The following is a 25,038-nucleotide window of genomic DNA, read 5'->3' as shown; positions in this document are numbered from 1 at the left end:
TTGTTTTTTCATCAGACACGGTACAGTTACCATTTTTCACGGTTACGGTATACTTATAGGTACCCGCAGCAGGTGTAACGGAGATCTCAGTTTGGTTGTTGGCGGCAGCGATAGGATTACCGTTCACCGTCCAGGTGATGGTATGACCGAGGTTGGCCTTATCAATGGACAGTTTCACGGTAGCGCCGTCGCATACGTCCGTCATGTCAGCGGTGAGTACCACAGTCGGGTTGGCATCGATGATCACGGAGAATGGAACATCTTTGGTACAACCGGCATTGGTACCATCCTGTACGGTGAGGATGAAGTTATAAGTACCCGCAGGTGTACCAGCAGGGTAGGTGACTTTAATAGTGCCTACGCTTGTCCATGCACCTGTCTGAGTTGTGAAGCCAGGCATTGCCTTGGTGGAGGCAGGTTTAATGGTGTATTTGGTGATAATACCTACCTGGTTGGAAGTAACCAGATCGAAGGTAGTACCGCTGTTACATACAGAAGCGTTTACAGCAGCGTCTACACTGGGCACTTTGTTGACGGTGAGGTCAATAGTGGAAGTTTTGTCTTTACAAACGCCGTTGCTGATGGTCCAGGTCAGGGTAACGGTTACCGGAGGAGTACCGGTTACAGTAGCGGTAGTATTGTACAGCGTCGCGTTACCGAAGCTAACATTTGCAGGGCCGCTCCATTTACCTGTTTCACCATCAGCGGTAACAGGCTGGCTGCCGTTGAGCTGGAACTTATTATTACCGCACTGAATGATCGGATCACCAGCTACACTTTCAGAAAGTGATTTGGTGTTTCTCAGCGTGATATTGGCACTGTTCTGACAGTTGTTGTTATTCTTACTACGTACTGTCCAGGTCAGGGTTACTGTTTTACCGGCTTCCAATCCTGTAACCGTCGTTTTAGGATCGGTAGGTGTTGTGATAACAGCTCCATTAGCGCTGCCGGAAATCGTCCACTCGCCTTCCTGGTCAGCAGGCAGGGTAGCGTCCATGGTGAAGTTACCGTTATCACACTGGGGCAGTACAGTGCCTGGTTTGGCTACCGGTACTTCCGTTACCACCACTGTGAAGTTTTTGGTATCGGAGCAGGTTAAGTTGGTAATGGTAACACTATAGTTATAGGTACCAGCGGCAGTAGGTGTATGTGTGAGGCTTTGGCCGGTGCTTGATTGCACAGTACCATTGATCGTCCATTTTTTAGTGTAGGTGCTGTTGGAAGCGTCTACACTCAGCGTAACAGTAGTACCCAGACAGATGGCAGCTGTTCCGCTGATGGTCGCATCTGGTTGTGCATCTACTCTTAATTTAAACGGTACATCAAGGCTACATCCCAGGTTATCATCGTTCTGTACGGTGAGGATGAAATCATAGGTACCAGCTGCTGTGTTATCAGGCAGTGTTACATTAATGGCGCCGCTGGCAGTGATGGAGCCCGTTGCATTCGGGAAACCTGACAATGGGTTGCCAGTGCCTTGTTTCACGGTGTATTTGGTAATCGCTCCGCTTCCGGCTAAAACAGTGGCGTTGACGGTAAACTGTTTAGCAGTTTGACAAACCGGGTTGGCCGTAGCGCTTACTTTAGGAGCCGGGCGTAAATGCAGGTTTACCAGTGATTTACCATCCGCGCATTTACCGTTGCTGAGCGTCCAGGTGAGGGTGATGTCCTGTGTAGTGGCGGTACCGGTAAGGGTGGCAGTGGTTTTGAATTTGGTAGGTTCCAGGATATTTACGCCGGCAGGTCCTGTCCATACGCCTGTTTCCCATGCAGCTGGTTCTGTACCGGTGATATCAAATGTCTTGTTATTACATTGCGTGATATCTACCGTAGCAGCGGAGGTGGGTTTGGGCATGTTGATCAGTACCACTTCATTGCTGGCGGAACATCTGGACAGGTTGTTGTTGGTAACCGTCCAAACGAGTGTCACTGTTTTACCTAAGCCAAGGCCGCTGACAGTAGCGTTATAGGCAGTAGGGTTGGTCAGTGTGGTGCCCTGGTTGTCGTTATTTTTGTAGGTCCACACACCGCTCTGGTCCGCCTTGGGAGGGGTGCCATTGAGCGTGAAGGTACCATTCTCACACTGTTTGATATCGGGTTGCGGTGTGAGTTTGGGCATCGAGTTGACAATCACTTCTGCCTGGTCTTGTGGTGCGCAGACACCATTCTTCACAATAACCGTATAGATATTTCTTACCGGTGGAGTGGCAGTCAGATCCGTCACCTGGGTGGGAGTATGGGTAATGGAGGTACCTGTTTCACCGGGTATTATCACACCATTATATTGCCAGGAAATAGTGTATTTACTATTTTCCTTCTCGATTTCCAGTTTGGCTTCTTCGCCTTGACAAATCGTCTTTGGTGTTACCAATGTAACATTTACAATTGGTTTCGGATAAACGACAATTTGTGCGCGGTTACTATCGCGGCAGACTTTATTATTACCGTAGGTTTTTTCGCCCACTACTTCGTAGGTGGTGGTAACGTTAGGACTCACATCGAGTTTGGTACCGTTTACCAGCGGATCTACTTTCCAGAAATAAGACGTATACCCACCGGTTACTTCCAGGTGGGCTTGCTGACCGTTACAGATTTCATTACCTGTTACCGAAATTTGTGGTTGAGGTAAGACGGTGATTTCTACCGGTCGGGAGGGAGCGGCACAGTTTCCAAGGCTAACGTTATCTTTTTCTGTGATGTTAACCCTGAAATAATAAACTTTAGAGACATTGGGATCGCCTTTCAGCGCACCAGCGGTGAAGCTCAGTACCGGTGTGGTAGCACCGGATACGCTACCAGTGTTCATCGCACCATTTGATATGGGGCTATAAGGACCGGTTGCGCTGACAGTACTCATTTCCCATTGATAGACCGGATTCGTGAAGTAAGAGGCTGGTTCCAGGTAAGCTGTCAGGTTTAACGGAGCACCACCGCAGATCTGGTCTTTTATTCTTTTTTCGTCTTTCAGGCCATCTACATATGCAAAGAGGTCTGGGCTGCAATAGGTAAACTGAATATCATCAATGGCGATGTCATTACCGCAACCACCGGGGTTGTTGTTTAGGATCGTTAATTTAACGGATGTCTTGCCCGCAGGAATCTTAAAGCTGCCACCATATTGTTGCCATTCGGGGTAGGCCAGGTTCATAGATACATCGTTGGTATTGAATCTTTTCAGTTCTGTATTGGTAACAGGATCAGTAAGAATGAATGTCACTCCCGCATAGTGGTATCCATCCGGTGGCGTATCGGATGCTCTTGCACAGGTTTTATTAAATACTTCAATGCCGTTCACGTTCATGAACCAGGCAGAGAAGTTGTAAACAGAACCAGGGCAGAGATTGTTGATGGTTCTTTGGTAAAATGCTTTTTTCTTGATAGAAGAGTTGGCGACCAGCATACCTCCCCGTTGTGGGTAGGAAACGCCGCCGGTGTGGTCATAGGCAAACACCCATTCCGGTTTGGCCTGTGTGTTCCAGTATTCTACATAGTAGTCATCGCCAATATTCAGTGGACTGAGTTTGGTAGGGAAGGTATAGGACAGTGTTGAGCCCATCCCTTCAATAATAGCGTTTTTACGAGGTTTGTCGCCATCATTGAATACACCAAAGTCCTCCTTAAAGCCGGCCATGGTACTAATGGTGCCTGTACATTTACTAATGCTGCAGTCCTCGACCTTGATCGTTTTGGAGGCACTGATATAGTTACCGTTCGAATCGTAAAGTTTTACCGTGAAGGTATAGCTCCCGACTTTTTTAAGTCGGATTGTCATCGCGGTTACTCCGGGATAGTTATCAATGTCCGGAGTACGGTTAAGCCATTCATCTGTGCCTGTTCCGTCATTGGTGTACAGCATTTCATAGTCCGTGGCGGCCAGGGCCGGAGATACACTCCAGTCCATATGGTGCACTTCCCATGATCCGCTCCATACCAAACCGTTCATGGTGGCGAAGCTGCCTGCGCAAACGGAGGTAGGGGCGTTCATAAACGCCGTTTGTGCTATCGTCTTGGCAGACGGTAACACAAAGCCCGTTAACAGGAGTAAAAAGGTTATAAGTCGTTTCATAGGTGTAAAACAGTTAAGTGAAAAAAGTATCAGTTCTGAGGGCTTTCGCCTGTTCAGTAACTGCTGTTTTTCAACCGCTTACGAGGGTCTTTTGGCTCGGAAATCCTTTTCCGGTCCGGGTGAGGGAAGGTGTAGAATGTTTTCATAGGCATCAGGTGTTTAAACGTTATATGGCTAAAATATGTGACTATTTTAAGATTAAAATTAAAAATAATATAGTAAAATAAAAAAAGTGATGTTTTTTATAATATGAAATGCACACTAGATAGGAAGAGGGGGAAGGTTAACCAAAATTGATTCTCAACCGGTTACCAATGATTAAAAAAATATTAAAAAAGTTATCCACATATAAGGGCAGGCTGGATTTATTTATCTGGTACTGTGCTTTATTAAATTATTTTCCTACCTTTGCAGACCAAATTTGATGTAAGATGCCCAAAGTAAGAACACATTCCCGCGCCAAGAAAACCTTCAAGGTTGGCGGGAACGGACAGATTAAGCGGTTTAAAGCCTTCAAAAGCCACTTACTGACTAAGAAAGCTACCAAGAGAAAACGTAGCCTGAGAGGAAGCACGCTGGTTCACGAAGCAAATCTTAACCTGGTTAAGAGAATGCTCGGCCTCCGCTAGTATCCGTCCAAACAATCGAATTTTATAACCTGAGAAAAAACAAAAGACAATGCCTCGTTCAGTTAACGCCGTAGCTTCAAGAGCCCGGAGAAAAAGGATCTTAAAGCAAGCCAAAGGCTTCTACGGTAAAAGGAAAAACGTCTACACCGTAGCGAAGAACGTCCTGGAAAAAGGACTCACTTATAGCTATGTAGGTCGTAAATTAAAGAAAAGAAACTATCGTCAGCTGTGGATCGCCCGTATCAACGCTGCCGTAAGAGCAGAAGGTCTGACCTACTCTGTGTTCATGAACAAATTAGCTGGTAAGAACATCGATCTGAACAGAAAAGTGCTCGCAGATCTGGCTATGAATGAACCAGAAACTTTTAAAGCACTGGTAGCTTCTGTAAAGTAAGCACTAACTAACTTTAAATACCCGGTAGCTGGCATCCCAACGGATGTCAGCTATTTTATTTTCAGGAAAGATACCAACCACAGCCGACCCGCTGCCACTCATCGTGGCATAAATAGCCCCGCCTTCATACATCATTTCCTTTATAGCAGCCAATACCGGATGCGCGGCAAACACCGGCGCCTCAAAGTCATTGCTGATCACTTCTTTCCACTCACTCACCGGTAACTGTATCGTTTCTTTTAATGCCCGGACAGGCGCTTGTGGCGTAATCTGCCGAAAAGCCCAGCCGGTATTGACATGAATCCCCGGGTGAACCAGCAAAAAGGAATACCCGGAAAGATCCAGCGATACCGGCTCCATGATTTCTCCCCGGCCCGTGGCGTAGCAGGGCTTGTTCACAATAAAGAAAGGGCAGTCGCTTCCCAGCCGTGCGGCATAGTTGATCAATTGCTCCTGGCTAAGCTCCAGCTGAAACTTCGTATTGAGCAGCTGCAGCATAAAAGCCGCATCGGCAGAACCGCCGCCCAGACCGGCGCCAATAGGAATGTGTTTGTGCAGGTGGATGTTGACCGGCTGTAGCTGCGGGAAATCCTGTTGTAACAACTGAAAGGCCTTTAAACATAAGTTATCGGCGGCATCACCGGGAACGGGAATACCACTGCCGGTAAACTGCAAAGTACCTGGTGCAATCACCTCCAGGGCATCGGTCACCGGAAGGGGATAAAAAACAGTCTCCAGGTCATGAAAACCATCGGCTCTCTTCCCGGTAATATACAGTCCCAGGTTTATCTTACAGTTGGGAAAAACAATCATGTTTGTGGTATTACACAGAAAACCCGCAGCGGCAGGGGGGCCCACCGGCAGCAGCTACCTGTTTTTAAAAATAATTATTTGCTTTTTCTGCTGTTGATCTCGTCGCGTATGGCGATGGCGCGGATATAGTCTTCCTGTTCCAATACCTCTTGCAGGAGTTGTGTCAGCTCGTCTACATTCATGGCTTTGAGGTCGTCTTCTGCGCCTCTTTCATGTTCGGAGATAGTAGGAGTAACCGGCTTATTGGTGCTCTTTTTACCGGCAGGATCATCCAGCAGGATGCCGGCACTATTGAGGATATTTTCGAATGTGTAAATCGGGCAACCAAAACGAACGGCCAGGGCCAGCGCATCGGATGTACGGGAGTCAATCTCGATGGTTTCGTCGTTACTGGAACAGATAAGCTTGGAGTAAAAGATGCCCTCTTGCAGGTTGCTGATCACTACTTCATGCAGCTCTATGTTAAAAGCGTTCATGAAGTTCTTCATCAGGTCATGTGTGAGGGGGCGGCTGGGTTGCATTTTTTCTAACGCTACGGCTATCGCTTGTGCTTCAAAGCCTCCAATTACGATGGGCAAACGGCGTAATCCATTTACCTCTCCCAATACCACGGCATATGAATGAGTCTGCGTAATGCTGTGCGATAAAGCAACTATTTCCAGTTCTATTTTTCTCATATCTGTCTTGCGTTGTCGCTGAATGTTTTGTAAGACCGTGAAGTTAGAAAAATATTCCTTATCTAAAAAAAATCTATCATTTTATTCGATTACGAATGACGGATTATGAATTACGAATTAAAAGAATTCTTACATAAAAACGTTTACTATATAGTGATTTTTTAATTCGTAATTCATAATCCGTCATTCCTAATTGATTATTGGCCTTTAAATTCTTTCACCGCTGCGGTCAGTTTCGGCACCACTTCAAATGCATCACCAACTATGCCATAATCGGCGGCTTTAAAGAAAGGCGCTTCAGGATCTTTGTTAATGACCACGATGACCTTGCTGCCGTTTACACCTGCCAGGTGCTGAATAGCGCCGGAAATACCGATGGCGATATACAGGTTGGGGCGTACGGTTAAACCTGTCTGACCCACATGTTCATGATGCGGACGCCAGCCGGAATCGGCTACCGGACGGGAACTGGCTGTAGCTGCTCCCAGCACTTTGGCCAGGTCTTCCAGCATCCCCCAGTTTTCAGGGCCTTTCATACCACGGCCACCGCTGACAATAATCTCTGCTTCTGTCAAGGGGATATCGCCGCTGACGGTTTCTACCTTCACTACTTTTACTTTGAAATCGGCATCACTGATAGCCGGAGCAAAAGCCTCGACCGTCGCACTGCCGGCACCAGCCACAGCAGGGAAGGTGTTGGGTGTCAAAGCAATTACTTTACGATCAGATGTAATGTTTACCTGCGCAAACGCTTTGCCGGAGAACACTGTTTTTTTAACCACAAACCCGTTGCTGGTATCAGGATAGGATACTGCGCCGGCTACCAGTCCAGCTTTCAGACGGGCTGCTACCCGCGGGGCAACCGCCTTGCCATCGAAATTATGGGGGAAAATAATCACGGTAGCGCCTTCTTTATCGGCTGCTTCCGCAATGATTTTAGTATATACGGTGCTCTCTACTTCCTGTAATCTGGCATCTGCCACATGCAGTACTTTGGTGGCGCCATAGTTACCCAGTGCAGCCAGTTCTGCATTGTCTGCAGGCCCCAGTACCAGGGCGGTAGCGCCGGTGCCCAGTTGGGCGGCAACCTTTGATCCGTATTGAACTGCTTCCAGTGCTGCTTTCTTGATCTTTCCGTGTGCCTGATCGGCAAATATTAATATAGACATGAAATTCAATGATTAAATAAACAAATAGCGAAATAATTAAATCACTTTGGCTTCTTCGTGCAGCAATTTCACCAGCTCGCCTACATTATCAGGGCTGATCAGCTTCACACCCGCTTTAGCCGGCGGTAGTTCGAAGCTCACCACGCTGGTCAGTGCGTCTGCTGCTACAGGTGCTATTACGGTCAACGGTTTGGTACGTGCTGCCATGATGCCGCGCATATTCGGGATACGCGCTTCTGCCATGCCTTTCTGGCAAGACACTACTACCGGCAGGGATACTTCACAAATCTCTTCACCTCCTTCAATTTCCCGGTTGATGGTCGCTACCGTGCCATTCAGCTGAAATTTGGCCGCGATGGACACATAGGGGAGCTCCAGGAGTTCTGCTACCATGCCGCCGATACCGGAACCATTGTAGTCAATGGTTTCTTTACCGGTAAATATGATATCGTATTGTTTTTCTTTTGCCAGTGCCGCTATCTGTGCCGCAATATAATAGCTGTCTGCACTATCGCCATTGATACGGAATGCTTCATCACCTCCGAGTGCCAGCGCTTTCCGGATAATAGCATCATTGTCGGCTCCGCCGACAGTCACCAGGTGTACATCTGCACCCACCGTTTCTTTCAGCTCCAGTGCTCTTACCAGGGCATACCATTCATCATAGGGGTTAATAATAAACTGGACACCAGCCTCATTGAATTTCGTGTTATTGTCCGTGAAAGCTATTTTTGCAGTCGTGTCCGGAGTTTTACTGATACAAACTAAAATCTTCATGGCCTTAAACTGTTTGGTTTAAAAATGCGGTAAGAGCAAATATATCTTATTTATGTACGCCAACCGCAAGGCTATATTATGATTTTAATCAGTATAATCAGCATAAATATGAATGGTATTTATAATTTGTTTACACCGGTAAAAGCACAACAACGACATGGACAGAATCGCACAGATTAAACAAATGCTGGAAACCAGTCCGAACGATAGTTTCCTGAAACACGCCCTGGCACTGGAATACATTAAATTAAACAATGACACTGCGGCCCGGCAGCTGTTTGAGGAATTGCTGGCCTATGAACCGGGATATACCGGTTCCTATTATCACCTGGGCAAACTGCTGGAACGGCAAAACGATAAGGATGCTGCCATAGCGGTATATGAAAAAGGAATGTCCATGGCCAAAGCTGCCAATGAAAGACATACCTATAACGAATTACAATCGGCTTATGAAGAGCTGGTTTATTAATCCATTTAATGCACCTCGATGCCGCAACACTTACTGACTAATTTTATTACCTATATCGCCGGACAACGGCTGTTTGACCCCTCCCAGCGCATCCTGCTGGCAGTGAGCGGTGGGGTGGACTCCGTGGTGATGGCCCACCTTTTTAAACAGGCAGGTTTCTCTGCAGGGATAGCCCACTGTAACTTTCAGCTGAGGGGAGAGGAATCCCTCCGGGATGAACAGTTCGTACAGCAACTGGCAGCTACCCTCGACATTCCGCTGTACACCACCCGGTTTGATACCACCGCCTATACCCAAAGACATAACGTGAGCATCCAGGTGGCTGCCCGGGAACTCCGCTACCAATGGCTGGAGGAGGTCCGTCAACGGGAAGGGTACAGTCATCTTGCCACCGCTCACCATATGCAGGACAGTGTGGAAACAGCGTTGATGAATTTCTGCAAAGGCACCGGTATTGCCGGACTGCACGGTATTCTCCCTAAACAGGAGCGGATTATACGGCCATTGTTGTTCGCTGATAAGGACATCCTCGTGGCCTATGCCGCCCTGCATCAAATCAATTTTGTGGAAGATAGTTCCAATATAACGGATAAGTATACACGTAATTTTTTCCGCCATCAGATCATTCCCCGCATGCAGGAGGTATTTCCGGCGGCGGTGAAAAATATGGATAACTCCATTCAGCGCATGCGTGAGGCGGAAATCCTTTACCAGGAATCAGTGGCCCGGCATCGCAAGCGGCTGCTTTTCAAAAAAGACAATACCTGGATGATCCCGGTGCTGAAGCTGCAACAGACGGTACCTCTGCAAACAGTGGCCTGGGAACTGCTGAAAGACTTCGGGTGCAGTGTTGCGCAACTGCAACAGGTGCTGCAACTGCTCCACAGTGAATCCGGCCGCTACGTGGAAACGGGCACGCACCGTATTATCCGTAACCGCGCCTGGTTGCTCATTACACCGGTGGAACAGGCGGATGCACCCATTCATGTCATCGATTCCCCCTCCGAAAATGTACGCTATGATAACGGACAGCTACATTTCCGGGAACAGGAGCGGGGACAGGCTGCTATTCCCACCGCTGCGGAGCTGGCCTGGCTGGATGCTGCTAGAGTAAGCTTCCCGCTGATATTACGGAAATGGAAACAAGGTGATTATTTCTACCCGCTGGGTATGCCCAAAAAGAAAAAGGTGAGCCGCTTCCTGATCGATCAGAAATTGTCGCTGCCGGAAAAAGAAAAAGTGTGGGTATTAGAATCTGCCAAAAGGATTATCTGGATAGTGGGGATGCGCATCGATGACCGGGTTAAAATCACTTCGGGGACCAAAAATATACTGGCAATAGCACTAAAAAACCGGGACTGATCAGTCCCGGTTTTTTTATGAAGATTAGTGATTCAGTATTTGATACAGGAACCCTCTCCACAGCTCAGGCATAAAAAGCAGGGGGGCCAGAAACCCGAATACGGCGCCCCAGAAGTGAGCATCGTGGTTAATATTGTCACCGCCTTTCCGGGAAAGATAAGCTGAAAGGAACAGGAACAATACGCCATAAATCACCGCGGGCATCTTAATAACGAAGAATACGCCGATAGACGCCCAGGGATGCATCAGGATAAAGGTAAAGAGCACGGCGGAAATTGCGCCGGATGCGCCCAGGGAAGCGTAATGGCTGCTATTGCGGTGTTTGATGTAAGAAGGAATGTCAGACACAATGATCCCCAGCAGATAATACAAGGGGTATATCAGCTTCAGGCCAAACAATTCTACAAAAATACTTTCCACATGCGGACCAAAGAAGAAAAGGGTCAGCATATTGAAAATAAGGTGGGAATAGTCGGCATGTACAAATCCCGATGTGATAAAGCGATAATACTCCCTGTGGTTTTTTACCATATAGGGCTGCATGGTCAGCTTATCCAGCTGGTCATAATTATTCAATGCAGTATAGGAAATAAGGCAGGTAACAATGATAATAATAATGCTGATGGACATAAGCTCAGGTGTTAAACTATAAATGTAACTATTGATGATGATATTTTTCCCGGTTTAATACTGTATAGGCACGATACAGTTGTTCGGTAAAAATAAGCCGCACGAGTTGATGCGGAAAAGTAAGCGGGGACAAAGATAGCTGCAATTGTGACCGTTGCAACACTGACTGGTCGATGCCGAAAGCGCCGCCGATCAGGATAATCAGCTGTCTCGTGCCGGCATTGGTACGTTGTTGCAGGAATTCGGAAAACTGTACGGTGCTCATCATCTTCCCCCTTTCATCCAGCGCCAGGAGGTAATCGGTGGGCTGCAGGAGGTCCAGGATAATTTTAGCTTCCTGTTTTTTCAGCTCAGGTACCGATAAACTGGCCGCCTGTTTTACAGTAGGGATCAGTTTTACCTCAAAATCCACATAATGTTGTAACCGTTTCTGGAATACAGCCATACCCTCCCGGATGTAAGGGTCATGCTCTTTTCCAATGCTCCAGAGTTGAATTTTCACTTGTAATAATCATTAAACTACAGTTGTAAAAGTAAGTGTAAACCAGGAAATTGCAGAAAAAAAAGATAAAGAATTTGGTAGTTTCAAAAAAAGCACTACTTTTGCAATCCCATCACAAACAACTGGCTGCGTAGCTCAACTGAATAGAGCATCTGACTACGGATCAGAAGGTTTCAGGTTTGAATCCTGACGCGGTCACACACAAAGAGGCTGATTCTATCTGGAATCAGCCTCTTTTTTTATGGCCTTCACCCCGGCATTCCTTGGGTGCCTGCTGTACCGGTGCAGACGTAAGCCCGAATTTTATACCTCACCAAAAAAAGCGTTATGAAAAAGAAGCGGCTGAATCTACCCAAACTCTCGCTCAGCAAAGAAATTATCAGCAGTTTATCACAGGAAAAAATAACAGGTGGGGCAACTATTAATACCTGCTACAAGACCTGCATCTATAACTGCCAGCCTCCAACCCTGAGACAGCTTTCCTGTATATGCCCTGTTACTACCGACTTGTGCCCGGTGAATTAGGCTATTACTGTCAGTTACGAGTTCAAAAACAGCCAGGTTCAATATGAAACCTGGCTGTTTTTATGAGTTCTCCTTTTGAAGCCTGCTGTACCGGTGCAGACGCAAGCCCGAATTTTATACCTCACCAAAAAAAAACGTTATGAAAAAGAAAAGACTGCATCTCCCTAAGCTCTCGCTCAGCAAAGAAATCATCAGTAGTTTATCACAGGAAAAAGTAACCGGTGGCATCACCGTAACCAGGGTGATCTCCTGTGCCCCGACCTGTACTTTAGCTTGTCAGGAGAGCCAGCAGGGGGTTTCCTGTATTGAAGTATGCCCTGTTACTGCTCAATTTTGCCGGAAGAATTAAGCTGTTACTGTAGGTTACGTTTGTTCAAAAACAGCCAGGTTCGATATGCAACCTGGCTGTTTTATTGCTGAAGACAGCCTGTTATTTTAGCGTGATAGTATCGCTATAGGCCACATTGAAAGTATCCAGGGCTTTCCGTTCCGGGATATAGGAAGAAAGAACGGCCACCTTTGTTCCCGGATTAACTGCATGTAATACAACGGAATCGCTTAGGGCGGGAAGATTAACGGTCTGTAGCTGATTAGCGGCATTATAAAAGCTAAGTCGTGTATTGATATTCAGCGCTGTGTCGGTGGCCGAGAAAAAAAGGGCGTAGGCGTTTCCCGATAGTGCCACCGGCGGCTTTGAGCTGTTTAACTGACGATTTACCAGGGAGGAAATATACAAGGGGCCGTATATCCTCACACCGGAAAGCGATTGGCCTACCGACTTATTCCCTTTACTGTCTGTTGTATATAAAACAAAATTCTGCACATACTCGCCCATCCCTGTGATCAGCGTTTTCAACGTATCGTTAACTGTACCGGTAGCGGGTAACTTCATTGAATCGGTATTGTTGTTCCAGTAAATGATATACCCCGTGATACTGGGATCGGGACTGGGTTGCCATTGTAATAGTGCCCGCAGGTTGCCGGACCTGGCTGTTAAGCTGCTGACGGGCCCTGTATAGATAATTTCTGTTCCGTTCAGCAGCTCCCTGTATTTTGTCGCCTCTTTTGTACAGGACGCTGTACAGGACAATAAGACCAACAACAAAAATGTATATGCTTTCATGTTAGTTTAATTAGTGTTTCCAAAAATGGTTATCTCCATGGCATGTGCGAAAGTGGCGCCGGACCAGGATTCTGAAACGGCCAGTCTCAGGAATCTCGCTTTGGGTGCGGTAAAGGGAAAGGTGAATTCCATCCCTTTGTTAAAGAAAGCTTTGTCAGCGGCAGTGGCGGCGGTAGGAGGGGCGCCTGAAGGTGGCCCCGGCCATACATAGTTTCCCATATTTACCCAGTCTCCCAGCACGGTTCCCACTTCGGCAAATACCGGCAGGGTTGCATCTGTGGGAGATGGATTATTGGAACCCCAGATAGCAAACACTTTCGGATTTCCATGGCCGTACTCATATCCGGCTCTCCCATAAAGAACAAACCGGCTTAGCTTGGCAGAAATACCCAAGCCCCAGGTAGCGGTAATGGGTAACGGCATATTCTCCTGCACGGTATGCCAGCCAGTTCCGTCGGTAGCGCCATTCCACAGATTGCTCAACGCCCAGCCGAACCCGATTTTGGTATCACTGGGTAACCGGTTTTCAAAGAATTTGCTTTTGTCGAGTTGGGTTTCAAATAAAGGGTTGACTGTTTGATAAACCGTGTCCGAATTGTTACCCCATTGATCTGTAACGTAAGTGGCAAATGCTTTGGGCAGCGTGTCAAACCCTCTCGCTGAAAAGTTGATAAGCGAAAAATCACTGAAGTTCTGCTGGTAGATGCTGTATTTAGGGTCGCTGCCCGCTTTATACAGTAATATAGCACCAACGGGCTTTTTATACGGATTGTTTGTCTGCACGTTCACACCACCGAAATCGGCCTGCATTTTAATGGTCTTTGCCACCAGCTGATAAACAGGTGTATCGGGATTCACTTTTACTGTCACTATATCTGATGCCACATCTCCACGGGAAACGGCTGTCAGTTTTACTTCATATTCTTTCTTTCTGGCAAAACCTTCAACAGTAATAGTATCGCTGTAGTAGCTGGATTTTGTTTCCCTGGCTTTTCCCGTTTCATCGTTAATGATGTAGGATGCCTTTACATACAACACATTACCTGTTTTGGGCAGTGAATAGGTAATAAAAGCTCCCCCTTTGAAGTTGGTCACTTTAACATTGGAAACCACATCGGGTTTGGTTTTATCGGAAGAAACAGGCGTATTGTAATCCACTTCTTTACTGCACGAAAAATGGATATATACCAGGGCAATCAATGCCGGTAGTGTGATTTTCAGAAAACGGGATGTCTGATGCATAACGTTTTATGTTTTTGTGGTTACCAGTAGAGTGTCTGAACAAGATTGGGATTGTTGGACATGGCCCCGTCTGAGAGCGGCCAGAAATAGTCCTTTACCGTAACAGCGGGGATGAAAAGCGTCTGCAATGTATAGAAGCCGCTGTTGCTGTTCTGGAAAATGCTCCAGCCCTGGATGGGATTAGACAATACGGTCAACATCTCCTTCCAGCGGCGGAGATCCCAGCCACTCCGGCCTTCAAAACATAATTCAATCCGCCGCTCCCGGTGAATGATTTCCCGAAGGCCTTCTTTGCTGGCTGGTTTGGAAGGGAGTTTACTGTACTGTGCCCAGGATTCTACTACGCCTTTGAGGCCTGCGCGGGCGCGTACCATGTCAATATACCGGTACACTTCAGCGCCGGGTCCAGCCACTTCATTCAGGCATTCTGCATAGAGCAGGTAAAGATCTGCCAGCCGGATACGTGGTAAACGAAAGGAGGTTTGCTGTACTCCTTCATTAAATACAGTCAGGTAATTAACCAGCTTTTTAGGCCATGCAGCCAGCATATTGATCCTTACCCTGTCTTTAGGGCCTGCCTTTGAATTGGGGCCCTTGGCTTCAATATACAACGGGTTGTTGGGATCGGTCACACCATTACCAAACCAGATGCCACCATCAAAACCAATATTGGCATAATACCTGGCCTCTCTGGCGAAATTATTTTTTACAGTCACGTACCCGTTTTTGATATAGTATTTATTGGCGTCGTTGCCAGTCTGTAAATCAAAACGGTGGGCATAGTCCCAGTTCAGGTCTTCATTGATAGGAACGCCGTTATTGGTGTAAAAAAGATCTGTGGTGAACATAGGAACGGTAAAGCTGCCAGCGGCGGAGGTGGAGTTTTCCACAGCCTTGCTGGTGAGCCTTGGTATGCAAAAGGACTGATACCCGAAATTAGGATTCAGTGCCCAGATGACTTCTGCATTGAGGTCCCATTTTTCGGTGACCGCATTTTGTATGGTCAGCACCTTGCGCAGGGAATCGTTGAGGGCAGGCAGGTTGGCAGGTTGTATAAAAGTATAAAGACGCATATTCAGGGTGGTGGCTTCCTCAAGCGCTGCCTTGCAGGCATCTGCCGCGCGCTGCCACTTGGACTGATCCGCTGCTGCGGGGAAGAGCTGTTGGCCGTCTTTGTTTTTAAACTGTGCGTAATCCGCATTGCCATTGAACAACGGGCTGGCCTGCATGGCCAGCACCTCTGCCTTCACGGTCATCGCGGTTATCCTGGTAATTCGTCCCAGTTCCAGCTGCAGGTTGCCGATCTGTTGCGGCAGATCGGGGATGGCTTCATCCAGCAGCTGTACTACATAATTGAATACGGAGTCTACCGGTTGCCGTTTTACACGGATCTCACTGATAGGAGCGGTGATGCTCTGATTGACCTTGTAAATGGGTATGGGCCCATACATCCTGGCAAGTGTATAATGATAATAGGCTTTCAAAAACTTTGTTTCTGCTATCCAGCGGGCTTTTTCCTGTGGACTGAGGTCAATCGGTTTGTCGATATTTTCCAGCATGATATTACAGCGCCGGATGGCCTGGAAGGTGGCCTGGCCGCCATTGTCACCGTCCCAGTAGTTCAGCACAGGATTGGAAATGTTTTGTACCGTACCCCGCATCAGCTGAAAGCCGGCATCGGAGATCGGTCTTTCTGAAAGGTCGTTGGGGTACACTATCTCACCGGATGTGGTGAAGCCGGGATCGTTCACCACATCACTCATATTTTGCAGGGTGCCGTAGCAGGTGAACAGGTAGTTTTCGGCTTCATTCCTGTTACGGAAGGCATAGTCGATTGTTCCCACGTTCTCCGGCGTTACATCGAGGTACTTTTTGCATCCCGGTACAATGGCCAGGGTAAAGCAAAGCATCGCGGTAATCCATATCCGGTCAACTATATATTTCATATATGCGGTGTTTATAAGTTAACATTCAGGCCGATATTGTAGACTCTCTGTATCGGATAGTTGAATCCGTTGCTGCCCAGTTCCGGGTCCCAAAGTTTGAACTTCGTGATATTGAAGAGATTCAGGCCGTTGACATAGATACGGCAATACCTTACGCCAATTCGCTGCAGCACGGAGGTGGGCAGTACATAGCCTATTTCTGCCGTTTTCAGTCGCAGGAAACTGCCATCACGCATCCACCAGGAACTTCGTTGCAGGTTGTTTTCTATGACCTGTGCACTGGTGCCCAGCCGGGGATAGAGGGCGTAGAGGTTCTGGTTTTCTTCGGACCAGTGATTGTCTGCGAACGCTTGCAGTATCTGCGACTGGCTTTGGATCTGAGGAGAAGGAGGTATTACAAAGGGACTTACAGATCTTGGATCGATGAAGAAACTTACCCTGGCTTGTCCCTGGAAACGGGCATTCAGCTCAAAGCCTTTGTAATTGATGGAAAAACCGAAACCATACATGATCTGCGGCACAGTGGGGAATCCCAGCGGGACCATGTCTGCCACGGTAATACGGCCGTCCCCATTCAGGTCGCGGTATTTAATATCGCCGCCACGTGGAGGATTACCGCCAAATGTTTGGGAAGGAGAAGCCAATGCTTCTTTATCATCCACAAAAAGTCTTTCGGCGATATAACCAAACTGCTGGTTCAGCATGGTGCCGGACACATAACGCCAGGGTTCTGCATACTGCGGCTCTTCGTAGGTGCCATAGGTGCCTTTAGAGTAGGTAAAGTTGGACATGTACTGTATCCGCAGGTTTTTCGAGAAAACCTGGTTATAGTTGGCAGTGAGATCCAGCCCGTTTACTTTAACGGTTCCCACGTTTGTCAGGATACCCGCTTCCAGGCCCATGCTCGATGGGATGTTGCGTGCCATGAGGATGTTGCTGCGGTCTTGCCGCCAGTACTCTGCGATGAAGTCAAAGTTTTTGAATAACGTGAACTCAACGCCGGCATTGAGGATTTTGGCGGTTTCCCAGGTTACATTGGTGTTTTCGTAGTTGTTGATTTTGACACCGTTGCGGTTATACCCGTTCAGTAACCCGAAACTGGATCCATTATTAGCATTGAGATTTACATCGGAGAGGTAGAAGAAACGTTGTTGCCCGATATCGTCGTTGCCGCTCAATCCATAGCTCCCCCTCAGTTTCAGTGAAGTGACCACCTTTGTCAGGCCCTCGCTCCAGAAATTTTCCCTGGACACTATCCAGGATGCGCCAACAGTGGGAAAGAAGCCGAAACGGTTGTTTTTAGAAAATCTTTCGGAGCCGTTATAACCAAAGTTGAACTCCACAAAATAGCGGGTAAGGTAATTGTAACTCAAACGGCCGGCCAGATTCAGGTTGCGGTAGGGAAGGGAGTATTGCAGACTGGGTTGCTTTGTAACCGGGTCGGTACCATTGGCAATCAGCCTTTGTTGTCTTACACCAATTAACGAGGCAGAGATATCATGATCGCCTAACTGTTTTTGATATTCCAGCTGGCCCTGGAACTGAAGAAAAGTGTTGGCGTCTTTAGTCCCCGGTGTATAGATCAGGTATTCAGTAGCAGCGCCATTATTGCCGGAGCCCAGGCTTCCCAGAAAGGTACCGCCGGGAAGAGAATTGAGCCAGGTGAGCCGGTATTCACCGGTGGCTTTGTTGTAATCTGAAGGTTGTACGGTATAATAGAAAGGGTTGTAGGCCATGGTATTGTCGAAATAGGAATAGCGGTTGGTATTGAAGAAACCATGGAGTTTCAAACCTGGTGTGATAAAGCGGAGGTCCTGGTGCAATTCCAGTGTCGCCGACATCCGTGATTCGGAGAAACGTTTGTATCCTCTCAGCATTTGAGCGTACGGATTGGAATATCCTACACCGGTCCCAATGCTGGAGGTACCACCGCTCTGGCTGGAATTACCAAACAGGATATGTTGTACCAGCCTGTTGGCAGAATCGGGAGCGTAGTAAGCGGGAAATAGTACGGGACTGGTATGTACTGCCGCGCTGTATAGGTCTGATGAAAATGATGCATCGTTGGTCATCGGGCCGTTGTAGTCATTGAAGTTGCCCCAGAGTCTTAGTATCAGCTCCGTGGTTTTAGTGAGCTTTACGTTCACGTTGGAACGTAACTGGTAGTTCTTGTAGTTTACGTTGTTGTTAAAATTGTTGGCGGGACTTTTCTTCAGCATGCCATTGTCGTTGCTGAAAGAACCGGAAACCAGGAACCGGGCGATGTCTCCGCCACCACTGACATTCAGATTAGCCCGCTGGGTACTGGCATATTTTTTAAACATCAGGTCGAGCCAGTCAACCGCGGGGTATACGTAGGGGTTACTGCCTGGTGTTTTGTCGATGGTCTGTTGAGTGTTGTATATTTTATCAGCGTCAAATACAATAGGCTGTAGCGGATCGCGGGTAGTGCCGGCCTCGTTGTATAACTTCATATAGGTAATAGGATCGGCCAGTTTGATGCTTTTCGTAGGGGTGGAAATAGCATTTTCGAGAATGAGGTTAAGCCTTGTTTTTCCTTCTTTACCTTCCTTGGTAGTAACGAGGATAACGCCGTTGGCGCCTCTTGCTCCGTACAAGGCCGTGGCGCTGGCGTCTTTTAGTATGGAGAAACTGGCGATATCATTTACCTGGAGACGTGCCAGATCATTGGTGGTGAGTTCCACGTTGTCTATTAATATCAGTGGATTCTGCCTGTACCCGAAAGTGGTGACACCCCGGATAAAAAAGTTGGAGTTGTCGAGGCCGGGCTGCCCGCTTTGCTGAAAACCAATAATGCCGGCTACCTGTCCTGCCAGTGCGTTGGTGAGATTACTGCCGGAGGTCCTGAGGTTGTCTGCTGTGATGGTAGATACAGAACCCACTACAGATTCTTTTATTTGTTTCCTGCCGAAGGCGGTTACGACAACATCTGTCAGTACGGTCTCCAAAGGTTTGAGTTGAATGGAGAAGGTATGTGTTTTCTCCGTTACAACGACCGTATCTCCCTTGAAACCAACAAACTTGAACAGTAGTGTGGTGCCGGGTTTTACCTGGATGGTAAATCGTCCGTTATTGTCTGTTGCGGCGCCGAGGGATTTATTATCCGCCGCTACAATGGTGACGCCGGGAAGTGGCCTTCCGCTGGTGTCTGTAACCGTGCCGTTGGCCGGAACCTTTTGCTGCGCGAAGGTTTGCTGCGACAGTAAAAGGAAAAGGAGGAACATGGCGTGGTAGAACCATCTTCCGAATGGTTTGTGGAATTTCGTCATGTAATTTGAAGTTATGGGTAAGAAAAAGAGATCCCCTGTTCGCCTTGCGGCAAACAAAATATTTTGGTTGATAATAGCGCATACGGGCGCTGTACGTTGTGTTTACAACATCAATGCTACTTCATAACGTAATAGATTTTTTTTGAAAAATGTTTAAGCTGTAGGAATCGATACTGGTACAAAAATTTGTTTTTACATGGGTGATTGGGTTGATATTACACTGATGGATTTTGACAGAAATAGTTCATTGCTGACTGCCTGTTGATGTTGTTTGGTCGTTCACTGTATTTCTGCAAAATGGATCTGTGATACGTGGTTATTACTATTATTCGGCTTTTCTGGTCTTCATCTTCGGGTGTTGATGGGGGGATTTTTTTCCATCAGCATGCATTATGATCGTTGTTACCAAATTTATTAATAAGAGAGAATTGATTTGCAGGTAAACTTGACTTATTTCGGCACAATATTGCCATTTTTTGTTTTTGCTATCGACAGATAGTAATAATAAAGGATCACTTATCCTGGCAGTTGAAGACTTTTCCGGTATTCCTTGGGTGTTAATCCTTTCTTTCTTTTGAATAGCCGGTTAAAATGGGTAGTGTGATTGAATCCTGCCATGGACGCCAGTTCCGACATGTTCATTTCTTTCTCTTGAATGAGTCGGCAGGCATAGCTGATACGGAGTTCATTTACAAAATCAACGAATGACTGTTGGGTTCTGCTTTTAAAAAAGCGGCAAAAGGAGTAGGTATTCATGGAAGCGACCGCAGCAATTTCGGTCAGGGGGATTTCCCGGCGGAAATGGCGGAATATATGTTTAAAAACGGCTTCCATGCGTGTTTGATCTTTATCCTTAAATAGGTTTTCATAATTCTTACTGGTCAGTAACCGGTGTTCTTTTGCTTCTGTCAGCAGGACGATCAGTTCCATGAAGGAGCTGCTTTGCCGGATTCCCTGTTCTGTCAGCATGCGTTTCATTAATGTAACGATATTGTCTTTACAGGGACCATAAAATTGAATGCTCCGCTGTGCCGTATGCATCCATGATTCCAGCTGCGACAGATTCCCGAACAGGGAAAAGCACTCTTTCAGCAGCGAAGGTTCTATATTGATGACCATAGAGCGTGCCTGTAATTGTTTTTTGTTGCCGAAGTAACTGGCTTCATTATACCATACATGAGGAACGTTGGAGCCCACAAAAACCAGTTCTCCGCTTTCGAAGTATTCCACGTTGTCGCCAATGATACGTCTGCCCGCACTTTCCACTACGTGTACCAATTGACATTCTTTATGAAAATGAAATTCCGTCGAAAATGCGGGGAGGTTAATCTCTTTTATCACAAAGAGTTTATCGGATATCAGGTTATGACCCAGGGTAGCTAAAATTGCTTTCATGTCTTTTTTTGGAAAATCAAAATAAAAAATATTCCCAAATATTTTTCCTGATAGGGGAGTGTTCTTTATAAATTTCAATCAGTTATCCTTATTATCTTTTATAATATGCATTTTATTTTAATGTATTGCTGAATGTCCTATGCAGTCCCATTGACTAACTTTAATGTATACCCTGGAATGGGACCGTTATGAAAAAGAGAAAGTAGCTTGTTACCCGCATGTATTCTTAATAGTAAACCCAATATTTTAACCCAAAAAACTTCGTTATGAAAAAGAAAAAACTACATCTCCCTAAACTCTCTCTGAGCAAAGAAGTCATCAGTAATCTATCCCAGGAAAGGATTGTAGGCGGAGCTACCGTGCGGGAGTTCACCTGTATTCAAACGTGCCGTAATACCTGCTACTGTTCTTTGCGGCTTGACGGTTGCGTTACCGCGGACCGTACCTGCCGGTATGCTGCTGATTGAGTAACAAAAAAATCCATTATGAAAAAGAGAAAACTACATCTTTCTAAGCTCTCTCTGAACAAAGCGGTGATCAGTAGTCTGGCACAGGAAAAGATAGTAGGAGGAGCCACCATGCCGTGGGAAACCTGTGGGCAAACCTGTTTTGGGACCTGTTTTTGCACGGAAATTAATTGCGTGTCCCGGGATCCTAATGGTGTTACCTGTGTGCTTGAATGCAATACAATGATATGCAGCCGGGCATGCCAGCATGGATAGATATTTTCCAAAGCGGGTGCCATTTGAGACACCCGCTTTTAGAAAGATGTTCGACCTAACATCTCGCGGTTTGACAGGTGGTCCTGGTATTACAGATAATAGCCTGTGTGGAACACATACAGTCGCTAGGTAACGTGGCGCCGCCAACGACGCCGGCTTGTTTTTCGTCGCTCAGGGCAGCGATCTTGATTTTTCCCAGCAGTAATTTTTTTTCTGCTCCGACTTTTACTTTTTTCATACGTGTGATTTTAATGAGTTCCAAAGGTCTGGTTAGTTGCCGCAGGCTTTTCTCAGTGACTAAATGATGCAGGCGCTACTGCTTATTCCCTGCAGCTGAAACAGCGATATTCATAGTTCACCAAATAATTCCATGATGAAGAAAAAAAAACTAAACCTTCCCCAACTCACCCTTAACAAAGCAGTAATCAGCAACCTGTCGCAGGACAGAATAACAGGCGGTGCGTCTTCGCCAAGGATTACCTGCTTTGAAACCTGTGTTCAGACCTGTCTGGAGACCTGTCAGTTCGGTTGCTCCGTCAGTGAAGTATCCCAAATGGGTACCAGCTGTGCCGGATGCAATACCACCATGATATGCCCATGATAATGCCTGTATTTATCGTTTAACCTAAAACAAATCTGTTATGAAAAAGAGAAAATTAAATCTGTCCAAACTTTCCCTGAAGAAAGATGTGATCAGTAATTTATCCCAGCTGCGGCTGGTGGGTGGGGCCAGCACAACAACGGACACTTATTTTGCATCTTGTCTTTGCATTACCGCAGTTAATTGTCCTACAAAAAGAGATACCTGTAATTTCTGTACTGCTGATTGCCCGCCTACACTCCCTCCGGTTTGTATTGACTGACGCCATTATTCACCCTAAACAAATCGTTATGAAGAAGAAAAAGTTAAATCTGTCCAAACTATTCCTGAACAAAGACGTGATCAGCCATTTATCCCAGGAAAAAATACTCGGAGGAGCTGCTACTGTCCTGGAGCAAACCTGCCGCAGGTCCTGCTATGCAAGTTGTATTGCCTGCGTTACCAAAGACGTTTCCTGCGTGGTTACTTCTTGTTGATTAAGTACTGAAGAGCAAATGCAACACTTAACCCAAAGCCTTTCGTTATGAAAAAACGAAAATTGAATCTCTCTAAACTCACTCTGAACAAAGACGTGATCAGTAGTTTAACGCAGGAAAAAATACTGGGAGGCGCCACTGTGGAGCAAACTTGTCGCAGATCCTGCAATGGAAGCTGCCTTTGTCCTTCCGTTATTATTGAATGTGTTACCCAATGGGCTTCCTGTCATTCCTGTATTTTTCCTGTCTGTCTGCAGGCCCGCTGATATGCGTTATTGAGTAATTGCATTGGTGAAGAGAGGAGGTTGATTCACAGGAGATCAGCCTCCTCTCTTATATTGGATAATTAACAAATTATTAACAGTTGCCCTTGGATTTGCTTCGTTTTTACTTTTAAATTCATAAGGAGCTGTATTAAAAGTAATTGCGAATTGTGTGATCGACATATAATCCAGTAAAAACAGTTTTGAGAATAGCCCTATGAATCATCCCTTCAATAATAACCTGAGATCATGAATCTGTTTAGCTCATCAACAACCGAATCAGTATTCCGCAAGATTTGTTATTTAATTGCTGCGTTGTCATTGACGCTGGGGTTGTATGTTTATGCTATATTGGATTTTGAGCCCATTAAATATATCGAAATTGGTATCGGTATTTTTTTCTTATTAATGCCGGTTTTTACCAGGTGGATCGGACTTTATCTCAATATATCCATATTCTTTATTGTATTAAATGCGGCACTGTGTTTTTATGGTATTCTGTTGGGTCCACTATCTGAAATTCATATTCTGGTTGCTTTTCTTTTAGGGGCTTCCACTTTTTTATTGAGGGGGAAAAAACTGATGATTTTTCCAGTCACCCTGGTCACCGTAATGCTTGTTTTCCTGGAACTGAATTACTATAACAGATGGTTTACTCCACTTGAAATAGATTATAGAAATGCTATGAAAGTTAGGTGGGTAGTGGTCTTTACCGGATCATCACTCTCTGCTGTAACTGTTTTTTATTTCGCGATAAACTGGGTGAATGAGAGGACCCGAAGAATAAATCAACAACTACAGGAAGCGGTTAAGGTAAACATGTACAAAACAAAATTTTTAAGTGAAACATCGCACGAACTACGCACGCCTCTCAGCAATATTTTAGGCATCGCGGAATTCCTGAACTTGCGTAAATATGACTATACTCCCGAGGTAAGAGTGGAAATAGACAGCCTGCTGCAATCTGCTTACCTGGCAGGACAAATAGTCAATAACCACCTTGACCTTGCCAGGATCGAAGCCGGAAAATTTACGGAGCTTAACCCCGAAACGGTGGACCTGAAATTTGTGGCAGATACCTGTATGGCTATGCAACGGGTTATCGCCAATACCCGGAATATTAAACTGGAAATTGAGATTGACAGCGCTCTACCGCAGTTTATTAAGGTTGATAAGGTGGCCCTGTATACCATTATCAATAACTTAAGCTCTAATGTCGTTAAACATACACCGGAGAATAAAACAGCTCAGATAAGGATCTACCGGGAGGGTGAAAGAATGATCATCGAAACAAAGAATGCAGGTCACATCGATCAGGATATCCTGCAAACAATATTTAAACCCTTTGTTGCTTCCAATACACAGAACAGCACCGGGTTGGGACTACCCATTATCAAACATATAGCCCAATTACTGAAAGGGGATGTGTACGTATATACACTTATGGAATTCGTTGTATTTAAGTTTGAAATGCCTTTGATCGCCGCTAAAGAACCAATAACCAGGCAGGTAACGAATAAAATCAAAGGGGCATTGAGAGGCTATAAAATTATGATTATCGATGATAACGACATTTTTAGAAGGAATATTGAAAGGAATGTACTGCATACAGGCGCACAGTGTATAACGATGGAAAGTGCCGTTAATGCCCTGCAAGCGATCGGAACGGAACTTCCCAATCTCATTATATGCGACATGAAATTGCCGGGCCTTTCCGGCCCTGATTTCGCCCAAAAGCTAAAACAACAACCCGGGCTGGCTCATATCCCCATTATATTTCTATCAGCGGACGCTTTTGAAACTTCTGCCAATATAAGACAAACAACAGCAGGGGATGAATTTCTATGTAAACCATATTTAAGCGAAGACTTGTATGCTTTGCTGACAAAGTACCTAACACCCATAAGGTTAATTGTCAGAGATTCTGCCTGAAAAATAATCTGATTAAATACCAAAAGGTGTCTCAA

General features: G+C 46.1%; 25 protein-coding genes and 1 tRNA gene. 13 read left to right on the top strand and 13 right to left on the bottom strand.

The window, feature by feature from the left end; translation table 11 throughout:
* Window positions 1–4,066: PKD domain-containing protein (locus ICL07_RS24365; RefSeq protein ID WP_188090637.1), on the bottom strand; the 4,066-nt coding region annotated here is incomplete at its 3' end.
* A gap of 431 nt (window positions 4,067–4,497) precedes the next feature.
* Between ICL07_RS24365 and rpmI the strand changes: the two genes are divergently transcribed.
* Window positions 4,498–4,695 carry a 50S ribosomal protein L35 gene (gene rpmI, locus ICL07_RS24360; RefSeq protein ID WP_078673351.1) on the top strand — a complete coding sequence of 66 codons (198 nt, stop codon included), beginning with the start codon at window positions 4,498–4,500 and terminating at the stop codon, window positions 4,693–4,695.
* Window positions 4,696–4,744: 49 nt separating this feature from the next.
* Window positions 4,745–5,089 carry a 50S ribosomal protein L20 gene (gene rplT / locus ICL07_RS24355; protein WP_078673350.1) on the top strand — a complete coding sequence of 115 codons (345 nt, stop codon included), beginning with the start codon at window positions 4,745–4,747 and terminating at the stop codon, window positions 5,087–5,089.
* A 3-nt stretch (window positions 5,090–5,092) separates the two neighbouring features.
* Here rplT and ispE read toward each other — a convergent pair whose 3' ends face one another.
* The 4 genes from ispE to ICL07_RS24335 form a co-directional block, all read right to left on the bottom strand.
* Entirely contained in the window at window positions 5,093–5,902 is an 810-nt protein-coding gene (gene ispE / locus ICL07_RS24350; RefSeq protein ID WP_188090636.1) for a 4-(cytidine 5'-diphospho)-2-C-methyl-D-erythritol kinase, read from the bottom strand.
* A gap of 74 nt (window positions 5,903–5,976) precedes the next feature.
* A complete protein-coding gene (locus tag ICL07_RS24345; protein WP_188090635.1) occupies window positions 5,977–6,579 on the bottom strand; it encodes a bifunctional nuclease family protein in 603 nt (200 codons plus the stop codon).
* Window positions 6,580–6,776: 197 nt separating this feature from the next.
* On the bottom strand, window positions 6,777–7,748 hold the full coding sequence (locus ICL07_RS24340; protein ID WP_188090634.1) for an electron transfer flavoprotein subunit alpha/FixB family protein: 972 nt from the start codon (window positions 7,746–7,748) through the stop codon (window positions 6,777–6,779).
* Between the two features lie 36 nt (window positions 7,749–7,784).
* Window positions 7,785–8,525, bottom strand: coding sequence for an electron transfer flavoprotein subunit beta/FixA family protein (locus ICL07_RS24335; protein WP_188090633.1), 741 nt, complete (start codon window positions 8,523–8,525; stop codon window positions 7,785–7,787).
* Window positions 8,526–8,682: 157 nt separating this feature from the next.
* On the opposite strand from ICL07_RS24335, the gene ICL07_RS24330 reads away from it, so the two are divergent.
* Window positions 8,683–8,994 (top strand): tetratricopeptide repeat protein, encoded by a 312-nt coding sequence (locus ICL07_RS24330; RefSeq protein ID WP_188090632.1) that lies wholly within the window; start codon window positions 8,683–8,685, stop codon window positions 8,992–8,994.
* Window positions 8,995–9,012: 18 nt separating this feature from the next.
* Window positions 9,013–10,356 carry a tRNA lysidine(34) synthetase TilS gene (gene tilS, locus ICL07_RS24325; RefSeq protein ID WP_188090631.1) on the top strand — a complete coding sequence of 448 codons (1,344 nt, stop codon included), beginning with the start codon at window positions 9,013–9,015 and terminating at the stop codon, window positions 10,354–10,356.
* Between the two features lie 24 nt (window positions 10,357–10,380).
* Here tilS and ICL07_RS24320 read toward each other — a convergent pair whose 3' ends face one another.
* Both ICL07_RS24320 and ICL07_RS24315 read right to left on the bottom strand, forming a co-directional pair.
* Window positions 10,381–10,986, bottom strand: coding sequence for a rhomboid family intramembrane serine protease (locus ICL07_RS24320; protein ID WP_188090630.1), 606 nt, complete (start codon window positions 10,984–10,986; stop codon window positions 10,381–10,383).
* Between the two features lie 28 nt (window positions 10,987–11,014).
* Window positions 11,015–11,488: a 23S rRNA (pseudouridine(1915)-N(3))-methyltransferase RlmH gene (locus ICL07_RS24315; protein WP_188090629.1), complete on the bottom strand. Its 474-nt coding sequence runs from the start codon at window positions 11,486–11,488 to the stop codon at window positions 11,015–11,017.
* A gap of 124 nt (window positions 11,489–11,612) precedes the next feature.
* Between ICL07_RS24315 and ICL07_RS24310 the strand changes: the two genes are divergently transcribed.
* The 3 genes from ICL07_RS24310 to ICL07_RS24300 all read left to right on the top strand — a co-directional run bounded on the left by ICL07_RS24310 (window position 11,613) and on the right by ICL07_RS24300 (window position 12,362).
* Window positions 11,613–11,686, top strand: a tRNA-Arg gene (locus tag ICL07_RS24310).
* 129 nt (window positions 11,687–11,815) lie between these two features.
* On the top strand, window positions 11,816–12,013 hold the full coding sequence (locus ICL07_RS24305) for a class I lanthipeptide (protein ID WP_188090628.1): 198 nt from the start codon (window positions 11,816–11,818) through the stop codon (window positions 12,011–12,013).
* 139 nt (window positions 12,014–12,152) lie between these two features.
* Entirely contained in the window at window positions 12,153–12,362 is a 210-nt protein-coding gene (locus ICL07_RS24300; protein WP_188090627.1) for a class I lanthipeptide, read from the top strand.
* An 81-nt stretch (window positions 12,363–12,443) separates the two neighbouring features.
* Here the strand turns inward: ICL07_RS24300 and ICL07_RS24295 are convergent, their stop codons facing one another.
* From ICL07_RS24295 to ICL07_RS24275, 5 genes are all read right to left on the bottom strand, one after another.
* Window positions 12,444–13,136, bottom strand: a complete 693-nt coding sequence (locus ICL07_RS24295; RefSeq protein ID WP_188090626.1) for a DUF4998 domain-containing protein — start codon at window positions 13,134–13,136, stop codon at window positions 12,444–12,446.
* A gap of 6 nt (window positions 13,137–13,142) precedes the next feature.
* A complete protein-coding gene (locus ICL07_RS24290; protein ID WP_188090625.1) occupies window positions 13,143–14,378 on the bottom strand; it encodes a DUF5000 domain-containing lipoprotein in 1,236 nt (411 codons plus the stop codon).
* 20 nt (window positions 14,379–14,398) lie between these two features.
* Entirely contained in the window at window positions 14,399–16,324 is a 1,926-nt protein-coding gene (locus ICL07_RS24285) for a RagB/SusD family nutrient uptake outer membrane protein (RefSeq protein ID WP_188090624.1), read from the bottom strand.
* A gap of 11 nt (window positions 16,325–16,335) precedes the next feature.
* The gene (locus ICL07_RS24280) at window positions 16,336–19,614 is read right to left on the bottom strand and encodes a SusC/RagA family TonB-linked outer membrane protein (protein ID WP_188090623.1); all 3,279 of its coding nucleotides are present in this window, start codon (window positions 19,612–19,614) and stop codon (window positions 16,336–16,338) included.
* Window positions 19,615–20,130: 516 nt separating this feature from the next.
* Window positions 20,131–21,009: an AraC family transcriptional regulator gene (locus ICL07_RS24275; protein ID WP_188090622.1), complete on the bottom strand. Its 879-nt coding sequence runs from the start codon at window positions 21,007–21,009 to the stop codon at window positions 20,131–20,133.
* Window positions 21,010–21,275: 266 nt separating this feature from the next.
* On the opposite strand from ICL07_RS24275, the gene ICL07_RS24270 reads away from it, so the two are divergent.
* Window positions 21,276–21,476: a class I lanthipeptide gene (locus ICL07_RS24270; RefSeq protein WP_188090621.1), complete on the top strand. Its 201-nt coding sequence runs from the start codon at window positions 21,276–21,278 to the stop codon at window positions 21,474–21,476.
* 310 nt (window positions 21,477–21,786) lie between these two features.
* Here ICL07_RS24270 and ICL07_RS24265 read toward each other — a convergent pair whose 3' ends face one another.
* Window positions 21,787–21,969 (bottom strand): class I lanthipeptide, encoded by a 183-nt coding sequence (locus tag ICL07_RS24265; protein ID WP_188090620.1) that lies wholly within the window; start codon window positions 21,967–21,969, stop codon window positions 21,787–21,789.
* A 132-nt stretch (window positions 21,970–22,101) separates the two neighbouring features.
* Here ICL07_RS24265 and ICL07_RS24260 point away from each other — a divergent pair, with 132 nt between their 5' ends.
* From ICL07_RS24260 to ICL07_RS24240, 5 genes are all read left to right on the top strand, one after another.
* Entirely contained in the window at window positions 22,102–22,332 is a 231-nt protein-coding gene (locus ICL07_RS24260; protein WP_188090619.1) for a hypothetical protein, read from the top strand.
* A 40-nt stretch (window positions 22,333–22,372) separates the two neighbouring features.
* Complete coding sequence (locus ICL07_RS32830; RefSeq protein WP_188090618.1) at window positions 22,373–22,594, top strand: class I lanthipeptide; 222 nt, start codon at window positions 22,373–22,375, stop codon at window positions 22,592–22,594.
* Window positions 22,595–22,622: 28 nt separating this feature from the next.
* Window positions 22,623–22,808 carry a class I lanthipeptide gene (locus ICL07_RS24250; RefSeq protein ID WP_188090617.1) on the top strand — a complete coding sequence of 62 codons (186 nt, stop codon included), beginning with the start codon at window positions 22,623–22,625 and terminating at the stop codon, window positions 22,806–22,808.
* 47 nt (window positions 22,809–22,855) lie between these two features.
* Window positions 22,856–23,074 carry a class I lanthipeptide gene (locus tag ICL07_RS24245; protein ID WP_188090616.1) on the top strand — a complete coding sequence of 73 codons (219 nt, stop codon included), beginning with the start codon at window positions 22,856–22,858 and terminating at the stop codon, window positions 23,072–23,074.
* A gap of 246 nt (window positions 23,075–23,320) precedes the next feature.
* Window positions 23,321–25,003 carry a hybrid sensor histidine kinase/response regulator gene (locus ICL07_RS24240; protein ID WP_188090615.1) on the top strand — a complete coding sequence of 561 codons (1,683 nt, stop codon included), beginning with the start codon at window positions 23,321–23,323 and terminating at the stop codon, window positions 25,001–25,003.
* Window positions 25,004–25,038: the final 35 nt, after the last annotated feature.

Origin of the sequence: Chitinophaga qingshengii, from assembly GCF_014529935.1 — a bacterium.
Classification (GTDB): Bacteria; Bacteroidota; Bacteroidia; order Chitinophagales; family Chitinophagaceae; genus Chitinophaga; species Chitinophaga qingshengii.
This window is presented reverse-complemented; position numbering and strand designations above follow the sequence as displayed.